The sequence below is a fragment of the Helicobacter pylori genome (assembly GCF_003636935.1).
In the GTDB taxonomy this organism is placed as follows: domain Bacteria; phylum Campylobacterota; class Campylobacteria; order Campylobacterales; family Helicobacteraceae; genus Helicobacter; species Helicobacter pylori_CH.
Genome location: NZ_MVVH01000006.1, coordinates 16575 through 36487 on the forward strand (window position 1 = coordinate 16575; position 19913 = coordinate 36487).

Annotated in this window: 17 protein-coding genes and 1 pseudogene; all 18 read right to left on the minus strand. The window is 39.2% G+C overall.

The window, feature by feature from the left end:
- Nucleotides 1-103 precede the first annotated feature (103 nt).
- The 18 genes and pseudogenes from polA to EAL87_RS05060 all read right to left on the minus strand — a co-directional run bounded on the left by polA (nucleotide 104) and on the right by EAL87_RS05060 (nucleotide 19910).
- Complete coding sequence (gene polA, locus EAL87_RS04975; RefSeq protein ID WP_120913380.1) at nucleotides 104-2803, minus strand: DNA polymerase I; 2700 nt, start codon at nucleotides 2801-2803, stop codon at nucleotides 104-106.
- Between the two features lie 65 nt (nucleotides 2804-2868).
- Nucleotides 2869-4117, minus strand: a pseudogene (locus EAL87_RS04980) (restriction endonuclease subunit S).
- Complete coding sequence (locus tag EAL87_RS04985) at nucleotides 4114-6150, minus strand: N-6 DNA methylase (RefSeq protein ID WP_120913382.1); 2037 nt, start codon at nucleotides 6148-6150, stop codon at nucleotides 4114-4116. Before EAL87_RS04985 ends, EAL87_RS04980 begins: the two are co-directional and overlap by 4 nt.
- A 31-nt stretch (nucleotides 6151-6181) precedes the next feature.
- The gene (locus tag EAL87_RS04990; protein WP_120913384.1) at nucleotides 6182-6757 is read right to left on the minus strand and encodes a ComF family protein; all 576 of its coding nucleotides are present in this window, start codon (nucleotides 6755-6757) and stop codon (nucleotides 6182-6184) included.
- Entirely contained in the window at nucleotides 6745-7320 is a 576-nt protein-coding gene (gene tmk, locus EAL87_RS04995; RefSeq protein WP_120913386.1) for a dTMP kinase, read from the minus strand. Before tmk ends, EAL87_RS04990 begins: the two co-directional genes overlap by 13 nt.
- Nucleotide 7321: 1 nt before the next feature.
- Nucleotides 7322-7795, minus strand: a complete 474-nt coding sequence (gene coaD, locus EAL87_RS05000; protein WP_120913388.1) for a pantetheine-phosphate adenylyltransferase — start codon at nucleotides 7793-7795, stop codon at nucleotides 7322-7324.
- Entirely contained in the window at nucleotides 7795-8358 is a 564-nt protein-coding gene (locus tag EAL87_RS05005) for a UbiX family flavin prenyltransferase (RefSeq protein WP_000780139.1), read from the minus strand. Before EAL87_RS05005 ends, coaD begins: the two co-directional genes overlap by 1 nt.
- Before the next feature lie 9 nt (nucleotides 8359-8367).
- Nucleotides 8368-9000 carry a flagellar basal body P-ring formation chaperone FlgA gene (gene flgA, locus EAL87_RS05010; RefSeq protein ID WP_423750102.1) on the minus strand — a complete coding sequence of 211 codons (633 nt, stop codon included), beginning with the start codon at nucleotides 8998-9000 and terminating at the stop codon, nucleotides 8368-8370.
- A 20-nt stretch (nucleotides 9001-9020) separates the two neighbouring features.
- Entirely contained in the window at nucleotides 9021-11066 is a 2046-nt protein-coding gene (gene uvrD / locus EAL87_RS05015; protein ID WP_205584684.1) for a DNA helicase UvrD, read from the minus strand.
- Nucleotides 11066-13591 carry a tetratricopeptide repeat protein gene (locus EAL87_RS05020; protein WP_120913394.1) on the minus strand — a complete coding sequence of 842 codons (2526 nt, stop codon included), beginning with the start codon at nucleotides 13589-13591 and terminating at the stop codon, nucleotides 11066-11068. The genes uvrD and EAL87_RS05020 overlap by 1 nt, the downstream gene beginning before the upstream one ends.
- Nucleotides 13592-13600: 9 nt before the next feature.
- Nucleotides 13601-14848 carry a serine--tRNA ligase gene (gene serS / locus EAL87_RS05025; RefSeq protein WP_120913397.1) on the minus strand — a complete coding sequence of 416 codons (1248 nt, stop codon included), beginning with the start codon at nucleotides 14846-14848 and terminating at the stop codon, nucleotides 13601-13603.
- Nucleotides 14849-15646, minus strand: coding sequence for a carbon-nitrogen hydrolase family protein (locus EAL87_RS05030; RefSeq protein WP_120913399.1), 798 nt, complete (start codon nucleotides 15644-15646; stop codon nucleotides 14849-14851). It abuts the gene before it with no gap.
- Between the two features lie 3 nt (nucleotides 15647-15649).
- Nucleotides 15650-15910, minus strand: a complete 261-nt coding sequence (locus tag EAL87_RS05035) for an exodeoxyribonuclease VII small subunit (RefSeq protein WP_120913401.1) — start codon at nucleotides 15908-15910, stop codon at nucleotides 15650-15652.
- A gap of 9 nt (nucleotides 15911-15919) precedes the next feature.
- Nucleotides 15920-16660 (minus strand): bifunctional demethylmenaquinone methyltransferase/2-methoxy-6-polyprenyl-1,4-benzoquinol methylase UbiE, encoded by a 741-nt coding sequence (gene ubiE / locus EAL87_RS05040; RefSeq protein ID WP_120913403.1) that lies wholly within the window; start codon nucleotides 16658-16660, stop codon nucleotides 15920-15922.
- 9 nt (nucleotides 16661-16669) lie between these two features.
- On the minus strand, nucleotides 16670-17116 hold the full coding sequence (gene hemJ / locus EAL87_RS05045; protein ID WP_120913405.1) for a protoporphyrinogen oxidase HemJ: 447 nt from the start codon (nucleotides 17114-17116) through the stop codon (nucleotides 16670-16672).
- 10 nt (nucleotides 17117-17126) lie between these two features.
- Complete coding sequence (locus EAL87_RS05050) at nucleotides 17127-17699, minus strand: YigZ family protein (protein ID WP_120913407.1); 573 nt, start codon at nucleotides 17697-17699, stop codon at nucleotides 17127-17129.
- Nucleotides 17686-18816 carry an ABC transporter permease gene (locus EAL87_RS05055; protein ID WP_120913409.1) on the minus strand — a complete coding sequence of 377 codons (1131 nt, stop codon included), beginning with the start codon at nucleotides 18814-18816 and terminating at the stop codon, nucleotides 17686-17688. The genes EAL87_RS05050 and EAL87_RS05055 overlap by 14 nt, the downstream gene beginning before the upstream one ends.
- On the minus strand, nucleotides 18813-19910 hold the full coding sequence (locus EAL87_RS05060; protein WP_120913412.1) for an ABC transporter permease: 1098 nt from the start codon (nucleotides 19908-19910) through the stop codon (nucleotides 18813-18815). Before EAL87_RS05060 ends, EAL87_RS05055 begins: the two co-directional genes overlap by 4 nt.
- Nucleotides 19911-19913 lie beyond the last annotated feature (3 nt).

Consider the following 19913-nt stretch of genomic DNA (forward strand, 5'->3'; position numbering starts at 1 on the left):
CTTTATTTTTTGATAACCACTTTATATTATATTAGCTTAACATGGTTAAGTATTACTTATAAAGAAATAATAATATATTTTTTCTTAAACTCAATTTAAAAAACTAACCTTTTAATTCATTCCAACGATTCGCCACAAACGCGCTCGTTTCTAGCGGCACCCTTAAAGCATACACCTCATTATTGAGAATGCGTTGGATTTCTTGCTGCAACTCTAGGGCGTTTTTTTCTTCAACCTCAAAAATCAATTCGTCATGCACTTGCAAAAGCAGCCTCACCGAAGGGTCATTTTTGAAACGCTCGCTCACTTTGAGCATGCCTAATTTCAATAAATCGCTGGCACTCCCTTGAAAAATCGCATTCACGCCCTCTCGCAAATAATTGCCCTTAACGTAATCATTCACGCCATTAAAATCAAACACCCGATAACGCCCAAGCAAAGTGAAAGCCTTAGAAGTTTTTAAAATCTCTTCTTTCATGCGGTTTAAATAATCTTTGATGCTAGGGAATCGTTTGAAATACGCTTCTATGTAGCTTTTAGCCTCATTTAAAGGGATGTTTAAAGTTTCGCTCAATTTCTTACTCCCCATGCCATACACCAGCCCAAAATTAATGCTTTTAGCGATGGATCGTTTTTCTTTGGCCAAATCTCCTCCAAACAACGCCCTAGAAGTTTCTAAATGGATGTCTCGCCCCTTTAAAAACGCCTCCATTAAATCCTTATCCTGGCTGAAATGGGCTAACAGGCGCAATTCAATCTGCGAATAATCCACCCCTAGCAAACAATATTCTTTAGAGCTGGCAATAAAACCCTTACGGATGAGTAAGCCCTTAGGCGATCGCACCGGGATATTTTGCAAATTAGGCGAATGCGAGCTTAAACGCCCGGTAGCTGTGCCGGTTTGGATGAAAGTGGTATGGATTTTATCGTCTTTGTCTTTTAAGCGCAATAAGGGGGTGGTATAAGTGTTAAAAAGCTTGTTCAATTCTCTGTATTCTAAAATCAAAGGGATACTTGGGTGCTTGTCTAGGATTTTTAACAAACTTTTTTCATCGGTAGAATGGCTTTTATTTTTAGGAAGCCCTAATTTTTCATACAAGACTTCGCCAAGTTGTTTGGGTGAATTGAGGTTAAAATCCACGCCGATTAGATCCAAAATTTGGCGCTCTAAAACGTTTAATTCATTCTTAAACTCCTGCTCTAAACGCTTGAAATAAGGCGCATCAATCTTAAAGCCTTGAAATTCCATGCTCATTAAAACTTTCACAAACGGCGTTTCAATTTCTTTAGCCAAAGAAAGCAAGTTTTCTTCCAATCCCCCTTTTTCAAAATACTCGCACAAACGCTTCAAAGCGTTTAATTCCATGCTTAAAAGTTCTAATTTTTCCGCCTTGCTTGTTGTTTTAAAATCTTTGATTTTTTCATGCGGGATTAAATCTTCTTTTAAATATTCCTTTAAAACCTCATCAAACCCCACTTTTTCCGGATTCTTTAAAAACGCTAAAATTTGAGTGTCTTGGATGCGGATGTTTTCTAAAGGCACCTGGTATTTGGCTTTTAAAAAGCTCAGTAAGGGCTTTAAATCATGCCCAATGATACACGCATGCTGTAACATTTGAGAAAAAGCGTTTTGCAAAAACTCTAAAGAAAAGGGCGAAAATAACGCCTCTTCTAAAGGTAAAAAATAGCCTTGATCTTCATATAAAAACGCTAGGGCCAAAACTTTTTTTTCTTTATTTGACACCAAACGCATAAAAACCCTAGCGTTAGGATTTTCTAGTTTTTCTAAAAACGCACTAAAAGGCTCAGCGCTTTCCAAAACGATCATGCTTGATTTTGTAGGGGCGTTGTCTGATGTGGGGGCGTTGTCTGATGTGGGCATGCTGTCTAATATGGGGGCGTTTTCTAAAATTAAAGGCGTAGGGGAATTTTCTAAATCCCTTAAAGTAGAAATAAAACCATATTCTTTCAGTTCATCTTTAATTTTCAATAAGGGGTTTTCGCTAGGAAAAGCGCAACTTAAAAAATCAAATTCTTTAATGCATCCTCTTTCTAAAGTGGCTAATTCTTTGCTTAAAAACGCGCTTCCTTTGTCTTGTATCAGGGCTTGATACATTTTAGGGCTGAGTAAATTTTTCGCCAAGTCTAAATTTTCATAGATTTTTTCCAAACTCCCTAACCGCTGTAACAATTCCTTAGCGTTCTTGCTCCCAATGCCTTTAACCCCCTTGTAATTATCGCTACTATCCCCCACAATGCCCTGATAATCCGTGAATTGACTCGGCAAAATCCCGTATTTTTCCACGCAATCTTTCGCCAAAAACTCCGTTTTGCCATCAAAAAGCGCGATTTTATCGCTCAAAAGCTGGTTAAAATCCTTATCTTTAGAATAAATGCGGGTTTTATAAGGGCTTAGCGTGGCTAGAGTGGCGATAACGTCATCGGCTTCAAACCCATTCACTTCCACGCAAGTAAAACCCATTTTTTGCAACCATTCTAAGGCGATAGGGATTTGTAAAAGCATCTCTTTGGGAGCGTCTTTGCGATTTTGTTTGTATTCGCCTAATTTTTCAGCTCTTTTAGTTTTAGTCTGGCTTTCTAGAGCGAACACGATAAAAGGCATGTTTTTTCTGTCTTTATAAAATTTTTTAACCATGCCCACAAGCCCCGTTAAAAGCCCTGTAGGAAAGCCCTTATCGTTCGTTAAAGGCTTATTTTTAGCGCTCATGTAATAGCTTCTAAACAAATACGCAAAGGTATCAATTAACGCTAAAGTCCCCTCTTTAATGACTGGCTGCTCCATTGTTCAACCCTCTTCAATCAAGCAAATTTTAAGTTTATTGTAACACAAGCTGGACCTCATCTCTTTCAAAATAACGAGTCTTTTTGAACGGGTGTTTCTTGGCTGATAACCTCTTTTGCGGCCTGTATTTTAGCACCGCAGTATTGAGCCACGCCTTGAATAATTTGTTTCATCAGGGCGTTGATGAGGGTGTGCATGAAATGGAAATCTATTTTGCCATGTGGGTTGGTGGGTAGTAGGATTTTTTGCTCCCTAAAAGTTTTATCAATATCCCTAACTAATATACTCAATAAAGGGCGTTTTAAGGCGTTTAAAAGCATTGTGAAATAGTGGGCTGTGCGCGAATTAATTTTATTTTTGATTTCAGCTTTTGGCGTGATTTTTCGCATGAATTGTCCCGCATACCATGATTTTTTACGATAGAAAAAATCCATTTGTAAAAGCCCTAAACTCCAAGTAAATGGTGGGTTTAAATTTTCTGCATTGACAAATCCTGTGGTTTGCAAAACGCCTTGATTTTGCGAAGTCCTTGTAATATAATCGTAATCTTCTCCTTGCGTTAAAGCGTCTTTATTAAAGCTTAAGGTTTTTTCAATTTCAAACAAATCCCCTAATCTGAAGCTTTGCCATGTTAAGCTGCATGGGGTATTACCCCCCATAGAATTATTGAAAACATTAAGGGCGTTTTCTTCATCCTTAGAAAGGGTGGTGTTTTCTAGCCCTGTAGCTTTTAAATAAGCCTCAAGTTCGGCGAGCCGACACTGCTCAAGTTCGGCTATGAATTTTTCCATGAAATCAAAATCAATATCTTTAAGGGTTTGAGTTTTAGCGGTGGGTTTTAGGGGTAGAGAAATTAACTCGTTTTTAACTTTATTCCAACTCGCTTTATTTTCATAGCTAAATTTTAGTTTAATAGCTTTATAAATACAAGGCGTAAAAAATAATAGCGTTTCTCTTGTTGGCGTGAATTTTGGTTTTATTAAATAGGCGTTATAAAGAACTCCTGTTTTAAGGGGTTGTGGATAAACATTTGCGGTTGAAACTGCCCCATCATTGACAATAATCATTGACAATATCAATTGTCATTTCTGCACTTTCAAAATCGCTTGACCTACCATAATACATAATTCCATTATCACCATTTTTAGCATTGACAAGAGGTAAATCAAACTCGCTCGTTTGGACTTTTGAAATATCCTTTTGCTTATTAAAGATTTTTTTCTTAAACTTTAAGTCTAATTTTTCAAACAAATCCCCTAATTTGAACTCGCCCCACTTAATAGCGTTGAGTTGGCTACTAAGGGGGCCAATCACTTTGGGGGCGTTTGGTTTTTTAAAATCAAGCCCACTTCATAAGAAAGGTAATCGGCTATCGTTCTTTTAAAATCCTCTAATTCGGGTTTGGTGTCGGTGGGTTTGTTTTGGTTCCAATCGCTTCCGTTTTTGGGGTCTATGGTGTTTTCATAGTAGTCATCTTCGCTTAAAAATTTCAAACATGATTGGCCAATATGGACTAAATCCACGACTTCGTTGTAGCGCTCTTTGGCGTTATGCGTGTCTTTTAAATTGTGGCTGGCTTTGGCTTTTTTGCGATTCGCTCTAGCGTAGCCGTCGTTACTGAAATTAATAAATTTCACCCTTTGCTTAGCGTCATGCTTTTCATTGACTCTAAAAACATAGATGTGGGTTTGAACGCTGCTTTTACCGATGAATAAATCTAATGGCATTTTAATGCTCGCTAAAAGCGTGTGTTTTTCTAAAATCCTTACATTGTATTCTTTGGCTTTGCCACTGCCCGCGCTTGATTGGATGATCACGCTCGCATAACCACTTTGCATTTTTGCTAAAGCCTGCTCCACAAACACCATGCCATTACCGGGAGCGGAATAAGGCGGATTTAAAACAAAAGCGTTAGCTTTAAATTCTTTGTTATTGACTTTGCCATCAAAACCGCTCAAGCTGTTTTGGTTTAAGATTTGACTGCTCCCATCGCCCATTAAAATCATGTTTAACACCGCTAGGATGTGGATATCCGGTAAGATTTCTATGCCTAAAAGTTGCTTGGCTTTAATATGGGCGATTTTTTGTTCCAATTCCTCTGGACTAGTGATACACTTTTTAGCGTCTTCTATCATTAAATTCATGCTTGCGACTAATAACCCAGCGCTTCCGGTAGCAAAATCCCACACAAAACTATCCTTATTGACTTTAGAAAGTCTGGCTAAAAGCGTGGCGGCATAAGGGGGCGTGAGCACCACATCGTTTAATTTGTCTTGCGTGAAACCCAGCCAGCGATACATTTCATTGAACAATTTACCGGTAAAATCCGTGCTAAGACCGATCTTATAATAAATGCCCAAATTATCCACGATTTCACTAAAACAGCGCTTCAAACGGCTTTCGCCATTAATGGCTTTATTGTTGTTTTCATTTCTTAATAAAGGCTCTAATAAAGAAATAATGCTTTGCTCTTTTTCTTCGGGCAAATCCTTATGCTTTAAAAAGGATCGGATTTTTGTAAGTATTTTATCGCCATCTCTTTGAAGGATCTCATCGCTAGATTTTAAATCTTCTTTGTTTAGTGGGTCTACCAAATTGGGGATGCCTAAATTAGCGATAATACTCGCAATCACTAAATATACCCGATTGTGTTCGCTTAAAAAATTCTTTTCTTTGTCATAAATATTGTTATTGAGACAAGTCAAGCAGTCTTCTATTTCTTGGTTTTTCTTTTCTCTAATGCGCTCTAAATCTTTATCGCTTAAAGAAAGGGTGTCTACTCGTTTAATAAAGTCGTTAAAATGCTTACGGCTTAAAAAGGATAGATCACTATAAGCTTTCTCGCCTTTTGAGACATCTATCCCCATACCTAAATTGTTTTTATTCACATAATAGACAGCGATTTGAGAGCATATACCGCCCTTATCGTCTTTATAGCCTGTGATGCCTATGGCGATGCATTCAGTGTAGATCGTGTGGTGTAAAATCGCATTAGCGTAATGTAAAGCCCCATTTAGGGCGTATTCTCTAATGTTTTTATAATGAGGCTCATGGTTTTTAAAGTTTTCTACCAGTTTGTTTTTGTCTAATTTAATGAGCTTGTCTTTTAGCCCTTTGTATTCTATTAAAATAGGGACTCTTCTGTTGGGGTCTTGTGTGTTTAATAAAAGTTTTACATCAGGGCGGTTACCCCCTAAACCCCCTCTTTTAGAAGCGTAATTTTTTAAAGCTTCATCAATTTCTGTATTCAGGCTTTCTTGCTCTAGTTTGTATTCTAGGTTATAACTTCTTAACTCGTTGTTGAACTTATCAGCGATTTGAGGCTCAATGGATTGAACTTTATTCATGGGTATCCTTTTTAAAAAACAAAATTATAACTCATTCATCTGCGCTGCAAAGCGCGATCGCAAAGTGCGCTTTAATGTTTAAAGCTTTAAGGTGTTTTAGGGCTTCTTTTAAGGTGGTGCCGGTGGTGATAATATCATCTAATAAAAAATAATCTAAACTTTCATCGCCTTTGAATTTAAAATTCCGTGGGTTGTTGGCGCGAAATTCCAGGCTTTTCCCGGCATACGAAATGGTATTAGTCGCCCTTAAACGCCCGTAAGTGGCTTTTAAATTGCCTTGACAAAAGCCTTTCAAAAGCGCGGCTGAATGCGAATAAAAGGATTTGATTTTATCATCAATGGCGATGCCATAAAGGGGAATATTCAAGCCTTGTTCTTGTAAGATTTTCACAAATTCCGCGCCGGCTTTTTGAGAAAGCAAGGGCAAAATGCGAGAGCCAATCAACGCGTATTTGCTTTTAATGAGCTCTTCTATTTCGCTATAAGCGTAAAAACTATACACGCTCACGCCCTCTAAAACCCTTACTTTTAAGCTTAAGGGCAAATCGTTCAAGCAATTTGGGCAAAGAGGCTTGAAAGAAAGCTTCAAACAAGTTAAACAACGCATTCAATAAAAGCGGCGATTTTTTCGTGCAAGTTTTTAGCGCTTTCTTTGGCGTCTAATTCCAAAACTTCGCACCCGAATTTTTCTTGTAACGCATAAGCGTGGGTTTTGAGCTTTTGCTGGATTGTGAGTAATTTTTCTGTGCCTTGGTTTTCTATTTTGTCTAAACTTTTAAGGCTTAAGCGCTGTTTTAAGCCCTCTTCATCTATCACTAAAAGAATGATTTTTTCAGGCAAAATGCTTTGAGTGGCAAGCAGGTTTAATTCTAAGCTTGAAAATTGGCTATAAGCTATGCCAGAAATCAAACTCCTGTCGCTAATGACGAGCTTTTTTTCTTTCAATGCCGGTTTTATCACGCTTTCTACATGCTCAGCCCTATCGCTTAAAAATAAAAACGCTCTAGCCAACTCGCTGATATTTTCATTCAAAGCGATACGCCTCAAACTCTCGCCTATTTTTGTCCCCCCTGGCTCTTTGGTAAAAAGGGCGTTTTTAAACCTGTTTTTTAATAATCCTACTTGAGTGCTTTTGCCCGCGCCATCAACGCCTTCTAACACCACATACATTTTAAACCTTTAAAATCAAAGGATAAATTTCTTCAGGCACTAAATGGCTCGCATCGCCCTTATGCGCGATAATGGATCGCACGATAGAAGAGCTTATGAAAGCGTTTTGTAAAGTGGGCATGAAATACAAGGTCTCTAATTCGTGGTTTAAGGATTTGTTCGCATAACCCATTTGCAATTCGTATTCAAAATCGCTCACCACCCTTAAGCCCCTAACTAGCACTTTACAATGGTATTCTTTAGCCAAATTAGCCAATAGCCCTTCAAACGCGATGCATTCTACATTTTTAAAACTTTTAGTGGCCAGTTGCATCATTTTTAAACGCTCTTTTAAACTAAACATGGGGTTTTTAGCGCTTGAATGCGCCACAGCGACAATGAGCTTTTCAAACAATTCGCTAGAGCGGTGGATGATGTCTATATGCCCATTCGTGACCGGATCAAAAGTGCCCGGGTAAATGCCGATTTTTTGCATCAGTTCATTCCCCATCGTGGGTATAAGTCATTTTCTATCCCTAAGCTGTCAAACCACTTCCCCACTAAAAAATCTTGCATCGCTTCTAAAGTCTTGCTCTGGGTGTAATAAGTCATCATCGGTGGCGCGATGATCGCGTTAGAATGGGCGAGTTTGAGCAAATTTTCTAACATGATAGCGCTTAAAGGCATTTCTCTGGGGGCAATGAGTAAGGGGCGTTTTTCTTTAAGCATCACAGAGGCGCTCCTAGAAATCAAATCCCCCCCAAAGCCATGCGCGATTTTAGCCACCATGTCCATGCTCGCTGGAATGATCGCCATCTTATGGATGCCATAACTCCCTGAGGCAATGCTTGCATGAATATCTTGCTCGTTAAAAAAAGTCGCGCCAGGCCGTAAATCCTTCATGGCGTTTTTAAGGTTGATATTAGATTCTTCTAACGCCACGACATGTGCGTTTTTAGACGCCACGACAAACACTTCAATTTCTTGGGGTAATTTTTCTAAAAACCGCAAGGCTAGGGGTATCCCGCTCGCCCCACTGATGCCTAAAACCAATTTCATGAATATCCTTTATAAGATTTGCGCTTTAGAACTGCTCAACACTTTTGCTTTCAGTATTTTATTGCTTTCTAAATTCTTCGCTTGAATGATTTGATGGAGCGCACCATTTTCTAGGGCTTTTAGGCTTATTTCTATGCTGATTCGCCCCTCTTCATACACCCCAGTGATAATGTCGTTTTTACGCACGATGATTAAGGCTTGGGTTTTATCCGCGCTTAAAAGCGTGTCAGGGGGGATAAAATTTTTTGCGCTCACTTTATCGATCGCGCCCTCTAATAAGGGGTTAGAAAGCGCGCCAAACAAAACGCGCTCTTTTTGAGTGTTGTTAGCGGTGATGTTTTCATCTTTTTTAATCGCGCTTATGCTTTTAAAAGCCTGCATGCTGCCTATCACGCTATAACGCACCGGTAAGCGTAAATTAGGCTCATTTTCCAATTTTAAAAACACGACCCCATCTTTTTTAAGCTTGTTAGAAGCGCTCAATTCATAGCTTAAAATGGGAGCGTTAGAAAAGCGCTCTGGGATTTCTAAATTAATGGTTTCAATTTCTAATTTCAAGTCTTTGTATTCTTTGAGATAAGTTTCTTTAATCTCTGTTTTAAGCGTATTGGTATCCATAGCTAGTAGCGTGCGTAAAACCATGAAAAAAAGGATTACAATTTTCAAAACTCGTTATCCACTTTTTCTACAAATTTTTCTGAGATTTTATCATAGACATTCCCTCCGCAATTGATTTTCAAGCACAAACCGCTCAAGCCTTTTTCCACGCCTAAAACCCTACCGGTGCCAAAAATCTTATGCTTGATCAAGTCCCCCACTTTAATGGGCGTATTTTTTTGGTGATTTTGTTTAGGGGTTTGATCGCTTTTGAGCAACTTGGCTTCTTCTAAAAACACAGAGGGCGAGCAAGAAATTTTCCTCCCAAAATACGAACGCTCTTTGACATAAGAAAGTTGCAATTCTTCTTTAGCCCTAGTGATCGCCACGTAAGCCAAGCGCCTTTCTTCTTCTAAATCGCTTTCTTGATTGAACCCCCTATGCGGGAAAAACCCTTCTTCTAACCCGATCACAAACACATGCTTAAACTCTAACCCCTTACTCATATGCACGCTCATGCAGCTCACTTTTTGCGCGCTTTCTGTATTATGGACATCCAACACGCTTTCATTCAAAAAATCCAGCAAAGAATGCGTGGGGTTAGTTTTAAAATGCTCTTTCACTAAACTTAAAAGCTCTTTAACAAAGCCCTCTCTTTCTTCGTAATTGTCCTCTTTTTCATAGCTTTTTAAAAGGTTGGTTTCTTCTAAAAACTGAGCGCAAAACTTCTCTACTGAAATTTCAAAAGCCTCCCTTAAACGCCCTATCATAGCCATGAATTTCTTTAAAGCGTATTCGTTTTTAGGGTTTAATTTGTCTTTAAACGCCCCAAGTTTTAGCGCTTCTTCTAAATTCAAATCCTCTTCATCTAAAAGAGAAAAAATCCATTCTTGAGTGATCTTGCCAAGGCCTCTTGGGGGCTTGTTTAAAACGCGCTTAATGAAAAAGCGATCGTCTTTTTTAGCCACTACATGCATGAACGCTAAAGCGTCTTTAACCTCAGCTCTTTCATAGAAACTCACCGCCCCAATGAGCCTATAAGGGATATTCAAAGCGTTCAAACTCTCTTCAATGCTGCGACTAAGCCCATTTAAGCGGTACAAAATAGCGATATTTTCTAAATTTTCGCCCTTCTTTAAAAGGGCTTTGATTTGATAAGCCACATCCAGGCTCTCTTCTTTTTGCGTGGGGTATTCCTTACAAACCACGCTTTTATGCGAGCCTTTGAAACTTTGAAGCGTTTTAATATGGCGGTGTTGGTTATGGCTAATAAGGGAATTAGCGCACGCTAAAATTTCAGCGCTGGAGCGGTAGTTGGTCTCTAATTTCACCACTTTAGCCCCTTTAAAATGCTTGGAAAAATTTAAAATATTAGAAATATCCGCCCCCCTAAAACCATAAATGCTCTGATCGTCATCGCCCACCACGCACAAATTATGGTGCGTGCAACTCAATTGTTTTAAAAATTCTAATTGTAAGGCGTTCGTGTCTTGATACTCATCTACCATGATGTAATGGTAGCGCTCGCTAGTCTCTTTGGCGAGTTTTTCATTATCTTGTAAAATCTTAAGGCTTAAACAAAGCAAATCGTCAAAATCCACTAAATTGTCTTTTTTGAGCGCGTTTTGATAAAGCTCATACGCTTTATAACATTCGCTATCTTGCGCGCTTAAATCCATCATGCCGTTTTTGATTTGAGAAATATTGGCTCTAAAGTTTGAAATTTTGAGCTGCTTGCACAGCGTTTTGACTTCATCGCTATCTAACACCGAAAAATCGCACGCTCTTTTTAAAAGATTCATGCGTTGCCTTAAAAACAGCAAACCAAAACGATGGAAAGTGCAAAGCAAGGGGGGGATAAGGGCTTGGTTTTTCAACAATCTCAAAGCCCTTTCTTGCATTTCCTTGCTCGCTTTATTGGTGAAAGTGAGCGTTAAAGTGTTCTCGCTAGGCACGCCACAAACGCCAATCAAATACGCTAAACGGCTCGTTAAAGTCTTAGTCTTACCGCTCCCAGCTCCCGCTAAAATGAGCAATGGCCCTTGAATGTGGCTTGCGGCGATTTTTTGCGCTTCGTTTAAATTGCCTAAAATGCTTTTTTCAAAATCCATTATTCTAAAAACTCGCCCTTTTTTTCTTGGTTTAAACGCTCTTTTAAAAGGTTAGCATCAATCTCAAAATCAAAATAAGGCGAAAAAAAATCAGAGGTTTTAATGGCTAAAAAATGGTTTAACGCTGATTTTAAATCCCCTTTTCTTTGATACAACAACCCTAAAGCGTAACGGATATTTTCATTATTCGGATCGTCTAATTTCCCAAGCTCTAGCCATAAAGCGGCGTTATTGTAATTACTTTGCGCGATATAGGTTAAACCCGCTAGGATTTTTAAACGAGTCTCATTGTCCTTAAGATCGCTAATTAAATTTTGATACAACGCGCCCGCTTTTTCATACTGGCCTTGAAACAAACTCACTAGTGCTAAATTGTCTAACCAATCGTTAGGGGCTTCGCCTTCTTCTAAACTGGCGATTTTTTGCTCTAGTAATCTTTCTTGATGATCCAAATCATTGACCATAAACCCCATGTAAGCGTAGAAATGACGCCCCAAAATAGGCCCTTGCATGGTTTGATCCCAACTGATTTTACGCGAATCTAAAAGGGTGTAAATGCTTAAAGTATGCCGGATACTCGCATCGTAATACGAGACGATTTCATAAAAGATATTAGAGATGAGATCTTTAGGGAGCATTTTTTTTAAATTCCCAAAAGATTGCACCATCAATTTTTTATCCTTGCTCTCTTTAGCGAACACCGCTTCTAGCGCGTAATAAAAAGGGAGCTTTTTAGGGGCGTTTTTAAGCCAGTCCATGTCCCAATTCGTGCGGTAATTCAAATAAGCGATGAGCGAAGAGAGTAAAGCTTTTTGCGTGGGGCTAGAAAAATCCTGACTATAAAAACTCTCGGTGATTTCTCTTAAAAACTCCGTGGTGTCTTCATGGGTGAAATGCGAAGCTAGAACCGCAAAAACCGCGCTCAAATAATCCGCAGAGTTCAAATGGAAAGCCCTTAAAAAATGGAAATAAGCTTTGTGGTAATTTTCTAATTGCGCATAAATCAAGCCTACATTATAATGGAGGAGCGCGTTATTGGGGCTATTTTTTAAAGACAAATCAAAAAAAGAAAGGGCTTTTTTTAAGCGCTTGTTTTCTAACGCTTTCAACCCTTTGAGCGCATTTTTATCCGCTATCGCCATCAAACGCCCCCTTTTAAAAGCAAGGCTTGCCCCCTCTAAATCCTTTTTTGCATCAGAGTCCAAAAGAAACAGCCCCTCTTCAATCACACCTAAGGTTTCTTTAGAGTCTAAAACCTTAAAAGGAGCGTAATAAAAGAGCAAGCGGTAGATAAAATCCCTTTTGCCTTCAAAATATTGCGTGTTCCAAAAACGCTCTTTGGCTCTTTCTTTATCCAAAAAAACAGGGTTGATAGTGGGCTTGATGGGGTAAAAAGAGTTGGCTAATAGCGTGTCTTCTTTGGTGTGGCTGGCTAATTTTAAGGCTTCGCTCGCTTTAAGGGTGTCGCCCATTTTCAAACCCACCAATTCCAAAGCCATTAAAGCGTTTAAATCCTTAGGGTAGTTGTGCAAATAATGCTGCAAATGCTCCAAAGCCTGCTTGTAATGGCCCAAACGCGCCTGCAAAAGCCCTAAAGCAAGCTCATCTTGGGCGTTCGCGCTTTTTTGTAATTGCTTGTAAGCGTTCGTTTCATCTTTAAACATCAAAAACAATTTAGACGCTAGGCGCGCGTTAGGCTTTAAAAAAGCGTTGGAATTAGGGTGCATTAAAGGCGAAAGGGCTTCAAAATACTCTCCAGCGTAATAGGATTTGAGCGCGTAAGCGTAGGAATAAAAAGACTTTTTGTAATCTTTATACAAAGTGTCTCTCACAATTTTTAAATAATGATAATACAAATCCTCATCTTGCAAATGATACGCGCTCACTAACGCATCAATCGCGCTCACGCTCGCGTTTTCTTTAGAGGCGATACTGGAATCAAACAAATCCAACGCCCCGTTAAAATCCTTTTCTTTAAATTTAATCACCCCTAAATTATGGCTCGCAATCCCTTGCGAAAAAGAAGCGATTTTATCAAACAAATGCAAGGCCTCATCTTTTTGCCCTTGCTCATACAAAATACTCGCTTTTTGTATCATCGCATCCACTTGATTCTCGTCGCTTCGTTTGAGGGAGTCTTTACCGATTAAATCGGGTAAGTCTAAATTCTCTATTTGCCCCTCGGCTTCTGCGTTATTAGCGTTATTAGGCGTTTCGTTATTGGTGGTGGCGGTATTAGTTTGTAAAGAAGTGGGTTGGCTTTCTTTTTTATGCCCTAGTAACAAGCTCAAAATTACAATGAGCGCAATGAGTGAAACTAACGCTCCAAGTGCGATATAAAGCCTTTTTTTATCATGTAAAAGTTGTTTGAAAAACTCTTTAGAACTTTTGATTTTGTTAATCGTTTGCTCTAAAGCCTGCTTCAAAGAGGGGATTTTAGAATGAATGCCCTTTAAAGGGGTTTCTTTTTCGTTTTTATTTTCGCCCTCTTTTTCTTCTAATGAATTTTGCTCTTCGTTCAGCACAAACTAGCCTTAAAGGTATTTTTCTAACGCCTTAGGAATATGGATGCTCCCGTCCGCTTGCTGGTGGTTTTCCATTAAAGCGACCATCGTCCTGCCTACCGCTAAAGAAGATCCGTTTAAGGTGTGCGCTAATTGGTTTTTTTGATTTTCTTTGAAGCGGATTTTAGCGCGCCTGGCTTGAAAATCCCTCGTGTTAGACACCGAGCTGATTTCTCGGTAGCAATTTTGCCCAGGCAGCCACACTTCAATGTCTATCGTGTTGCTTGCGCTAAAGCCTAAATCCCCACTGCACAATTGCACGAACCGGTGCGGTAATTCCAAAGCCTTTAAAATCTCGCTCGCGCTCTCTAGCATATATTCTTGCATGGCATCGCTTTCTTTAGGGTGCGTGATAGCCACAAGCTCTACTTTATCAAATTGGTGCTGTCTTATCATCCCCCTTGTGTCCTTGCCCGCACTCCCTGCTTCGCTCCTGAAACAAGGCGTGTGCGCGGTCATTTTAATGGGGAGATTTTCAACGCCAATGATCGTGTCGTTGTATAGATTGGTGAGCGTTACCTCAGCGGTGGGGATCAAATACAAATTTTCATTTTCTATTTTAAAAACGTCTTCTTTGAATTTGGGTAATTGCCCGGTCCCAAAAAGCATTTTTTCATTCACTAACGCCGGCGTGTAGATGATTTCAAAGCCATTTTTTTCATTAAAATCCAACATTAAATAAATGAGCGCGCGATAAATTTTCGCCCCAAAACCTCTGATGACCGAAAAACGGCTTTTGGCGAGTTTCACGCCGCTTTCAAAATCAATCCAGCCATTTTGTTGAGCGAGTTCAAAATGCTCTTTGGGTTTGAAAGTAAAAACCCTGGGGGTTAAGATTTTTTTAATTTCTATGTTGTCTTCTTCATTCGCTCCTAAAGGGGTTTTTTCATCCACTAGATTGGGGATTATGGAAAGCTTCAAATCTATTTGTTGCTCCAATTCGCTCGCGCTTTTGGAAAGCTCATTCAGTCTGATTTTATTGTTTTCTAGCTCTTTTTTGAGATCGCTTGCATCCACTTTTTGAGCCATTTTGATACCAAATTCTTTAGAAACCTTGTTTTGAAAGGCTTGAAAGCCTTCTAATTCAATGAGTTGCTTTTTATAGCGCGTGATGACTTCGCGCAAACGCTCTAATTCATCGTCCATCGCATGGTTACGCTTTTTTAAAGAAAGAGCCACCTTGTCAAAATCTTGCAATAAAAGTTTTCTATCAATCATTCAACCCTCTTTAATCGTTCTAAAATGCCACAATTTAGCCCATTCGTCTATATCGTTTTTATCTATTTGAGCGCTCAAAGCCCCCATTTTACCCTCTAAAGAATCTTCAATAGCGCCATTAGGTAAAGCCACAAAACTATCCCCATAAAATTTCCACAAAAATTCGTTTTTTTGATCTTCTTCTACAATGATTTGGCGATACGCTCCGATCCTATTAGCCCTTACCACCACGCAAGAAGCGCAAAAAGCGCGCATCTGGCACAAAAGCCGCCACCTTTCATTGGATTCAAAAGTGGCCACGCTACTCAAAAGCACCACATCCACGCCCTGATTTTTAGCCTGAACCCATATTTCATCAAAATGCGTTTCAAAGCCAAACAAAGGGGCGATTTTTAAGCCGTCTCTTTCAAAGACTAATAATTCTTTAAAGCCGCTTTTTTCATTGTCAAAAAAGCTCTCTTCATCCCAGTGAGGATAGGGGATTAGGCGTTGCTGCGTGTAATATTGGATATTTTCTTTAGAAATGAGGGCGATTTTTTTATAGATTTTAGAATGTTCTTCTAAAAGCACCGGGGCTGAAATGATTAAATCCAATTCTTCGCATTTTTGAGACAAAAACTCTATCGCTCGCTTGGACTGATCGCTGATTTCATTCACATCCAATTCCATGTTATGGTGGAAAAAGGGGTTGATCACGTATTCAGGCAACACGATTACGCTCCGCTTAGGTATGGAGTTGAATAAGGATTGCATGAGGGTTTCTTTAAAAGATTCTAGTTGCAAAGCAAACACTTGCATGCTTTAAGCCTTTTTGTCTGGCGTTTGGAGTTTTTCATACTTCAAATAAGCGTTTTCTAAAAGCTTTTGCGCCAAAAACAACTCTTGCATGGCTGTTTTATACAAATCCATCCCGTCTTTTAAAGATAAATTAGGATCATTCAAACGATCTATGGCTTGCTCTAGGGAATGAACATGCTCTTCAAAGCTTTTTTTAGGGGCGTTTTTAGTGTTTTTAGTGTTTTTTTGGGGGGCTTTTTCGGTTTCAAATAATTCATTTTGCATGGCATTCCTTTAGCTTTTTTTAACAAGCACGGTCGTTGAAATTTGAGCGATAGAATCTTCAGCCCTTAAAACCTCAAACCCTGCGTTTTTTAATTCATTCTTCAAACCCTCTAAACTCAAAAACCCCTCAATGGATTGCGGCAAATAAGAATAAGCGCCATAATTCTTACTGATAGCCCCTCCCACTAAAGGCAAAACCTTATTCGTGTAAAACCCTGAGATTTTATCCAGCCATGTGGGGTTGTCTTTTTTTAAAAATTCCAAAATCACTAAAACGCCCCTGGGTTTTAACACCCTAAAAAACTCTTTTAAGGCTTCTTGTCTTTCCACGACATTACGCAAGCCATACGCAATAGAGAGGATATCCACGCTGTTGTTTTCAACGCCCTTTAAATCTTTAGCTTGAGCCTGGATAAAAGAAATTTTGTTTTCAAGCTCCTCACATTTTTTGATAGCCAATTCAAGCATGTTATTAGAGGGATCAATCCCCAAACATTCCTTAAACTCTATATTGCAATTCAGAGCGCTTTTTTGCCAAGCAACAAGCATATCCCCCGTCCCGCATGCCACATCCACAAGCCTTAACGCTTTTTTATTCTCCAAAAACAAAAACGCATGCTCGCAAGCTCTTTCTCGCCATTTAACGTCTAATCCAAAACTCATTAAGCGGTTGGCTTGATCGTAAGAGCTGGCTATATCATCAAACATGTTGATGATTTTTTCTTGCTTGAGGTGCTTTTCTTTCTTCATGATTGGTCTTTAAAAAGGCTTGATAACCACTAAAACCACAATGAGGATCATTAAAATCGTGGGTATTTCATTAAACACACGATAGAACCTTGCGTTTCTTCTTGTGGGGTCTTTTTCTAGCTCGCGCATGCATTTTTTGCAATAAAAATGGTAGGCTAAAAGTAAGATCACTAAAGCCAACTTAGCATGCAACCAACCCCCACTTTTAAACATTTCAGGAGCAATCAACAGCATTAAAATCCCTGTGATCAGCGTGAAACCCATCGCCGGCGAAGCGATAAAGGAATAAAGCTTTTTTTCTTGGATTTGAACCACCCCTACAAACTCTTTTTTATGGGCGTTTTCTGCATGATAGACAAAAAGGCGCGGCAAATAAAACAACGCCGCCATCCACGAAATGACCGCTATCACATGGAAAGCCTTAACCCATAAAAAATACCCATTCAAAAATCCCATACCACTCTCCCTAATTTATTTTATTTTGTTGTAAAAACGCTTGCAAATATTCTCTTGCACCGCTGATTTCCACTTCCACGCTTTGGTTTGAAAAATTCTTTTTGCTTAATTGTAAGCTAAATTTCTTAATTTCACGCTGAAGAGCGTCTAATTCTTTGTAAGAATAATGAGCGCTTAAAGTTTCCAACTCCACAAAATCCTTCAAAGCGTTTTCTCTTTGAGCGTTTTCTACGCACAATAACGCGCTAGTGGTATAAGCCTTCATCAAGCCTCCCACCCCTAAAAGCGTGCCTCCAAAATAACGCACGCTCACTAATCCTATATTGATCAAATCCTCTCGCCTCAAAACGCTAAGCACAGGCATCCCTGAACTCCCTTTAGGCTCGCCATCATCGCTAAAACCCTCCGTGATTTTGCCCTCTAAAGAATAGCGGAACGCCGTTACAAAATGCGCGGCTTTAAAATGCTCTTTTTTCAATTGTAAAAGGTTTTTTTCAAAATCATCAAAAGGCATAAGATACCCTAAAAAGCGAGACGCTTTAGTCTGGTGCTTGGAAATGATGAGATTTTTAAGCGTTTTCACAAGCTTTCTTTAAAGAGCTGAGTTTAAAGACACTCCCTATAAAACTCACAATAAAGATCACAATAAGCGCATAAAAATGGATGGACACATCTATAAATTCCGCATGCATTTGATTCAAGCGTCCTAGCAAACTGATCCCATGATAAGCCGGCACGATTTGAACGAAAACTTGCAAATAAGAGGGCAGGGATTCAAAAGGCCACACAAAACCCATCATAAAGATCAAAGGCAAAGAAGAAATCAAAACGATTTGAGTGGTGTAAGCTTCATTTTTGATCCATGCGCCTAAAAACGACCCCAAACTCAAGGTTGCAAGCATGAATATCAAACTATTTAAAAACACCATTAAAGCGCTCGCATGCCGTTCGATGCCATGGAGAGAAAACAGCACCCCAAAATACCATAAAATAAAAACGCTAAACGCTGCTACAAACACCAAGAGTCTTGCACACAGCCTTAAAGCGATTTGCTTTTTGTCTAAAAAGGCTAATTCCAAACGCCTGGAGCTAGTAAACATGCTGCTTGCAATGAGCATCACCTGGTGTAAAATGAAAATAAACACGCTAGAGAGCGCGTAATTCAAATACCCCTCACTAGGGTTATACAAAGCGATAGGCCTGATTTTAATCCCGTCTGTCCCTAATTCAGCTTCTTCTATTTGGGCGTTGCGTTTGAACCTTATCTCATCATTTAAAGCGTTGATGCTCTCCACCACCGCATTCGCTAACGCGCCATAAATCAAAAAGTAATTGGAATTCGCGTAAAAATCTATCGTTACAGGCACTTGTTTATGGATATTGGCTTCAAAATGCGAAGGGATATGCAAGATCCCATAAATTTTTTCTTCTTTTAAAAGCTTTTTGGCTTCCAGCATAGAGGGGCTAAAAAAAGCGATTTCTAACTCGTTGGAGCTTTGCGCCATGAAGGCTAATTGCCTAGAAAGGAAGGAATTGTCTTCATCTACAAGGGCGATTTTTTGCTGCGTTACGATGTCTTTCAAATAAGGCAAAGGGTATAATAAGCCATAGATTAAAGGAGCGCCTATAAGGATTAACAAAACGCCTTTATGAGAAACAATAGCCCTTAATTCCATTAAAAGGATTTTAAAAAAATTCATGCGCTAGCCTTGTCTTTTTTAAAAGAAAAATAAAAAATCAAAAGCCCTAAAGCTAAAAAAATCAAAAAGAACAAAAGCGGCATTAATGAATTTAAAGACTCAGTAAAATCCGTCTTATAATAGGCCTCTTGTAAAAAGAACTTCATAAAATGGCTAATAGGCAAGCAATGGCTCCAAAAATCCCCAAAAATTTCCATGTTATTTTGCGGGTAAGTTACCCCAGCAAACGCAAAGCTTGGAGCGGTATAGACCCCAATCGCTCCCGCAGTCTCAATAACGCTTTTTGAAATGCCATAAACTAGCACCACAAACCCGCTCATAATGAGCGCCATTAAAACTACTGCCAAAAAGACCAACAACAAATGCGCATAATTCCCCTGCATGCCAATGAAATTAAAATAAAACGCCATGCCCATCCCCCAAAAACTAAACACGCACACATTCGCTACAATACTGATCAAAAGCTCGCGCATGTTAGAGGTTTTTTGAATGAAATTGAGCATGCCAATCGCAATGAAAATAAGCCACATGCAAGGCAACATCACGCTTAAAAGGTATTGCGTGTAATTGTTTTCTTCATTGTATAGGGCATGCAATTGAAGAATGATGGGTATTGCTTGGGCTTTAGCCAAAATCAAATTGGAATCTCGCACTAAAGCTTTGGTGGCTAAGGTTTTAGCATCTAAAGTCAAAGCGGTTTGTAAGAAGGCGTTTTTGAGCGTTTTCCCCACTAAAACATACTCAGCGTTATAATAAAAGGGCAAACCCACCTTCCGCCCCATTTTGATTTTTTTCTCTAAATCTCTAGGCAAAACTAACGCCCCATACACTTCAGCGGAGTTTAAAAAGCGTTTGGCTTCTGAAAGGCTAGTTACTTGGTGTTTGATTTGAAGCGCGCTCGTTGCGCCTAATTCAAACGCTACTTGAATACTTGTAGTGGTCTTATCCAAATCCACCACCACGATAGGGAGTTGTCTTGGGATTTCTTGTTTAAAGATTTGCGTGCCTAAAACCCCTAAACAAAAAGGCAATATAAAACACACGACAAACAAGAACTTGTCTTGTAAAACCCATGCGCTTATCAATCTGAACAAAAC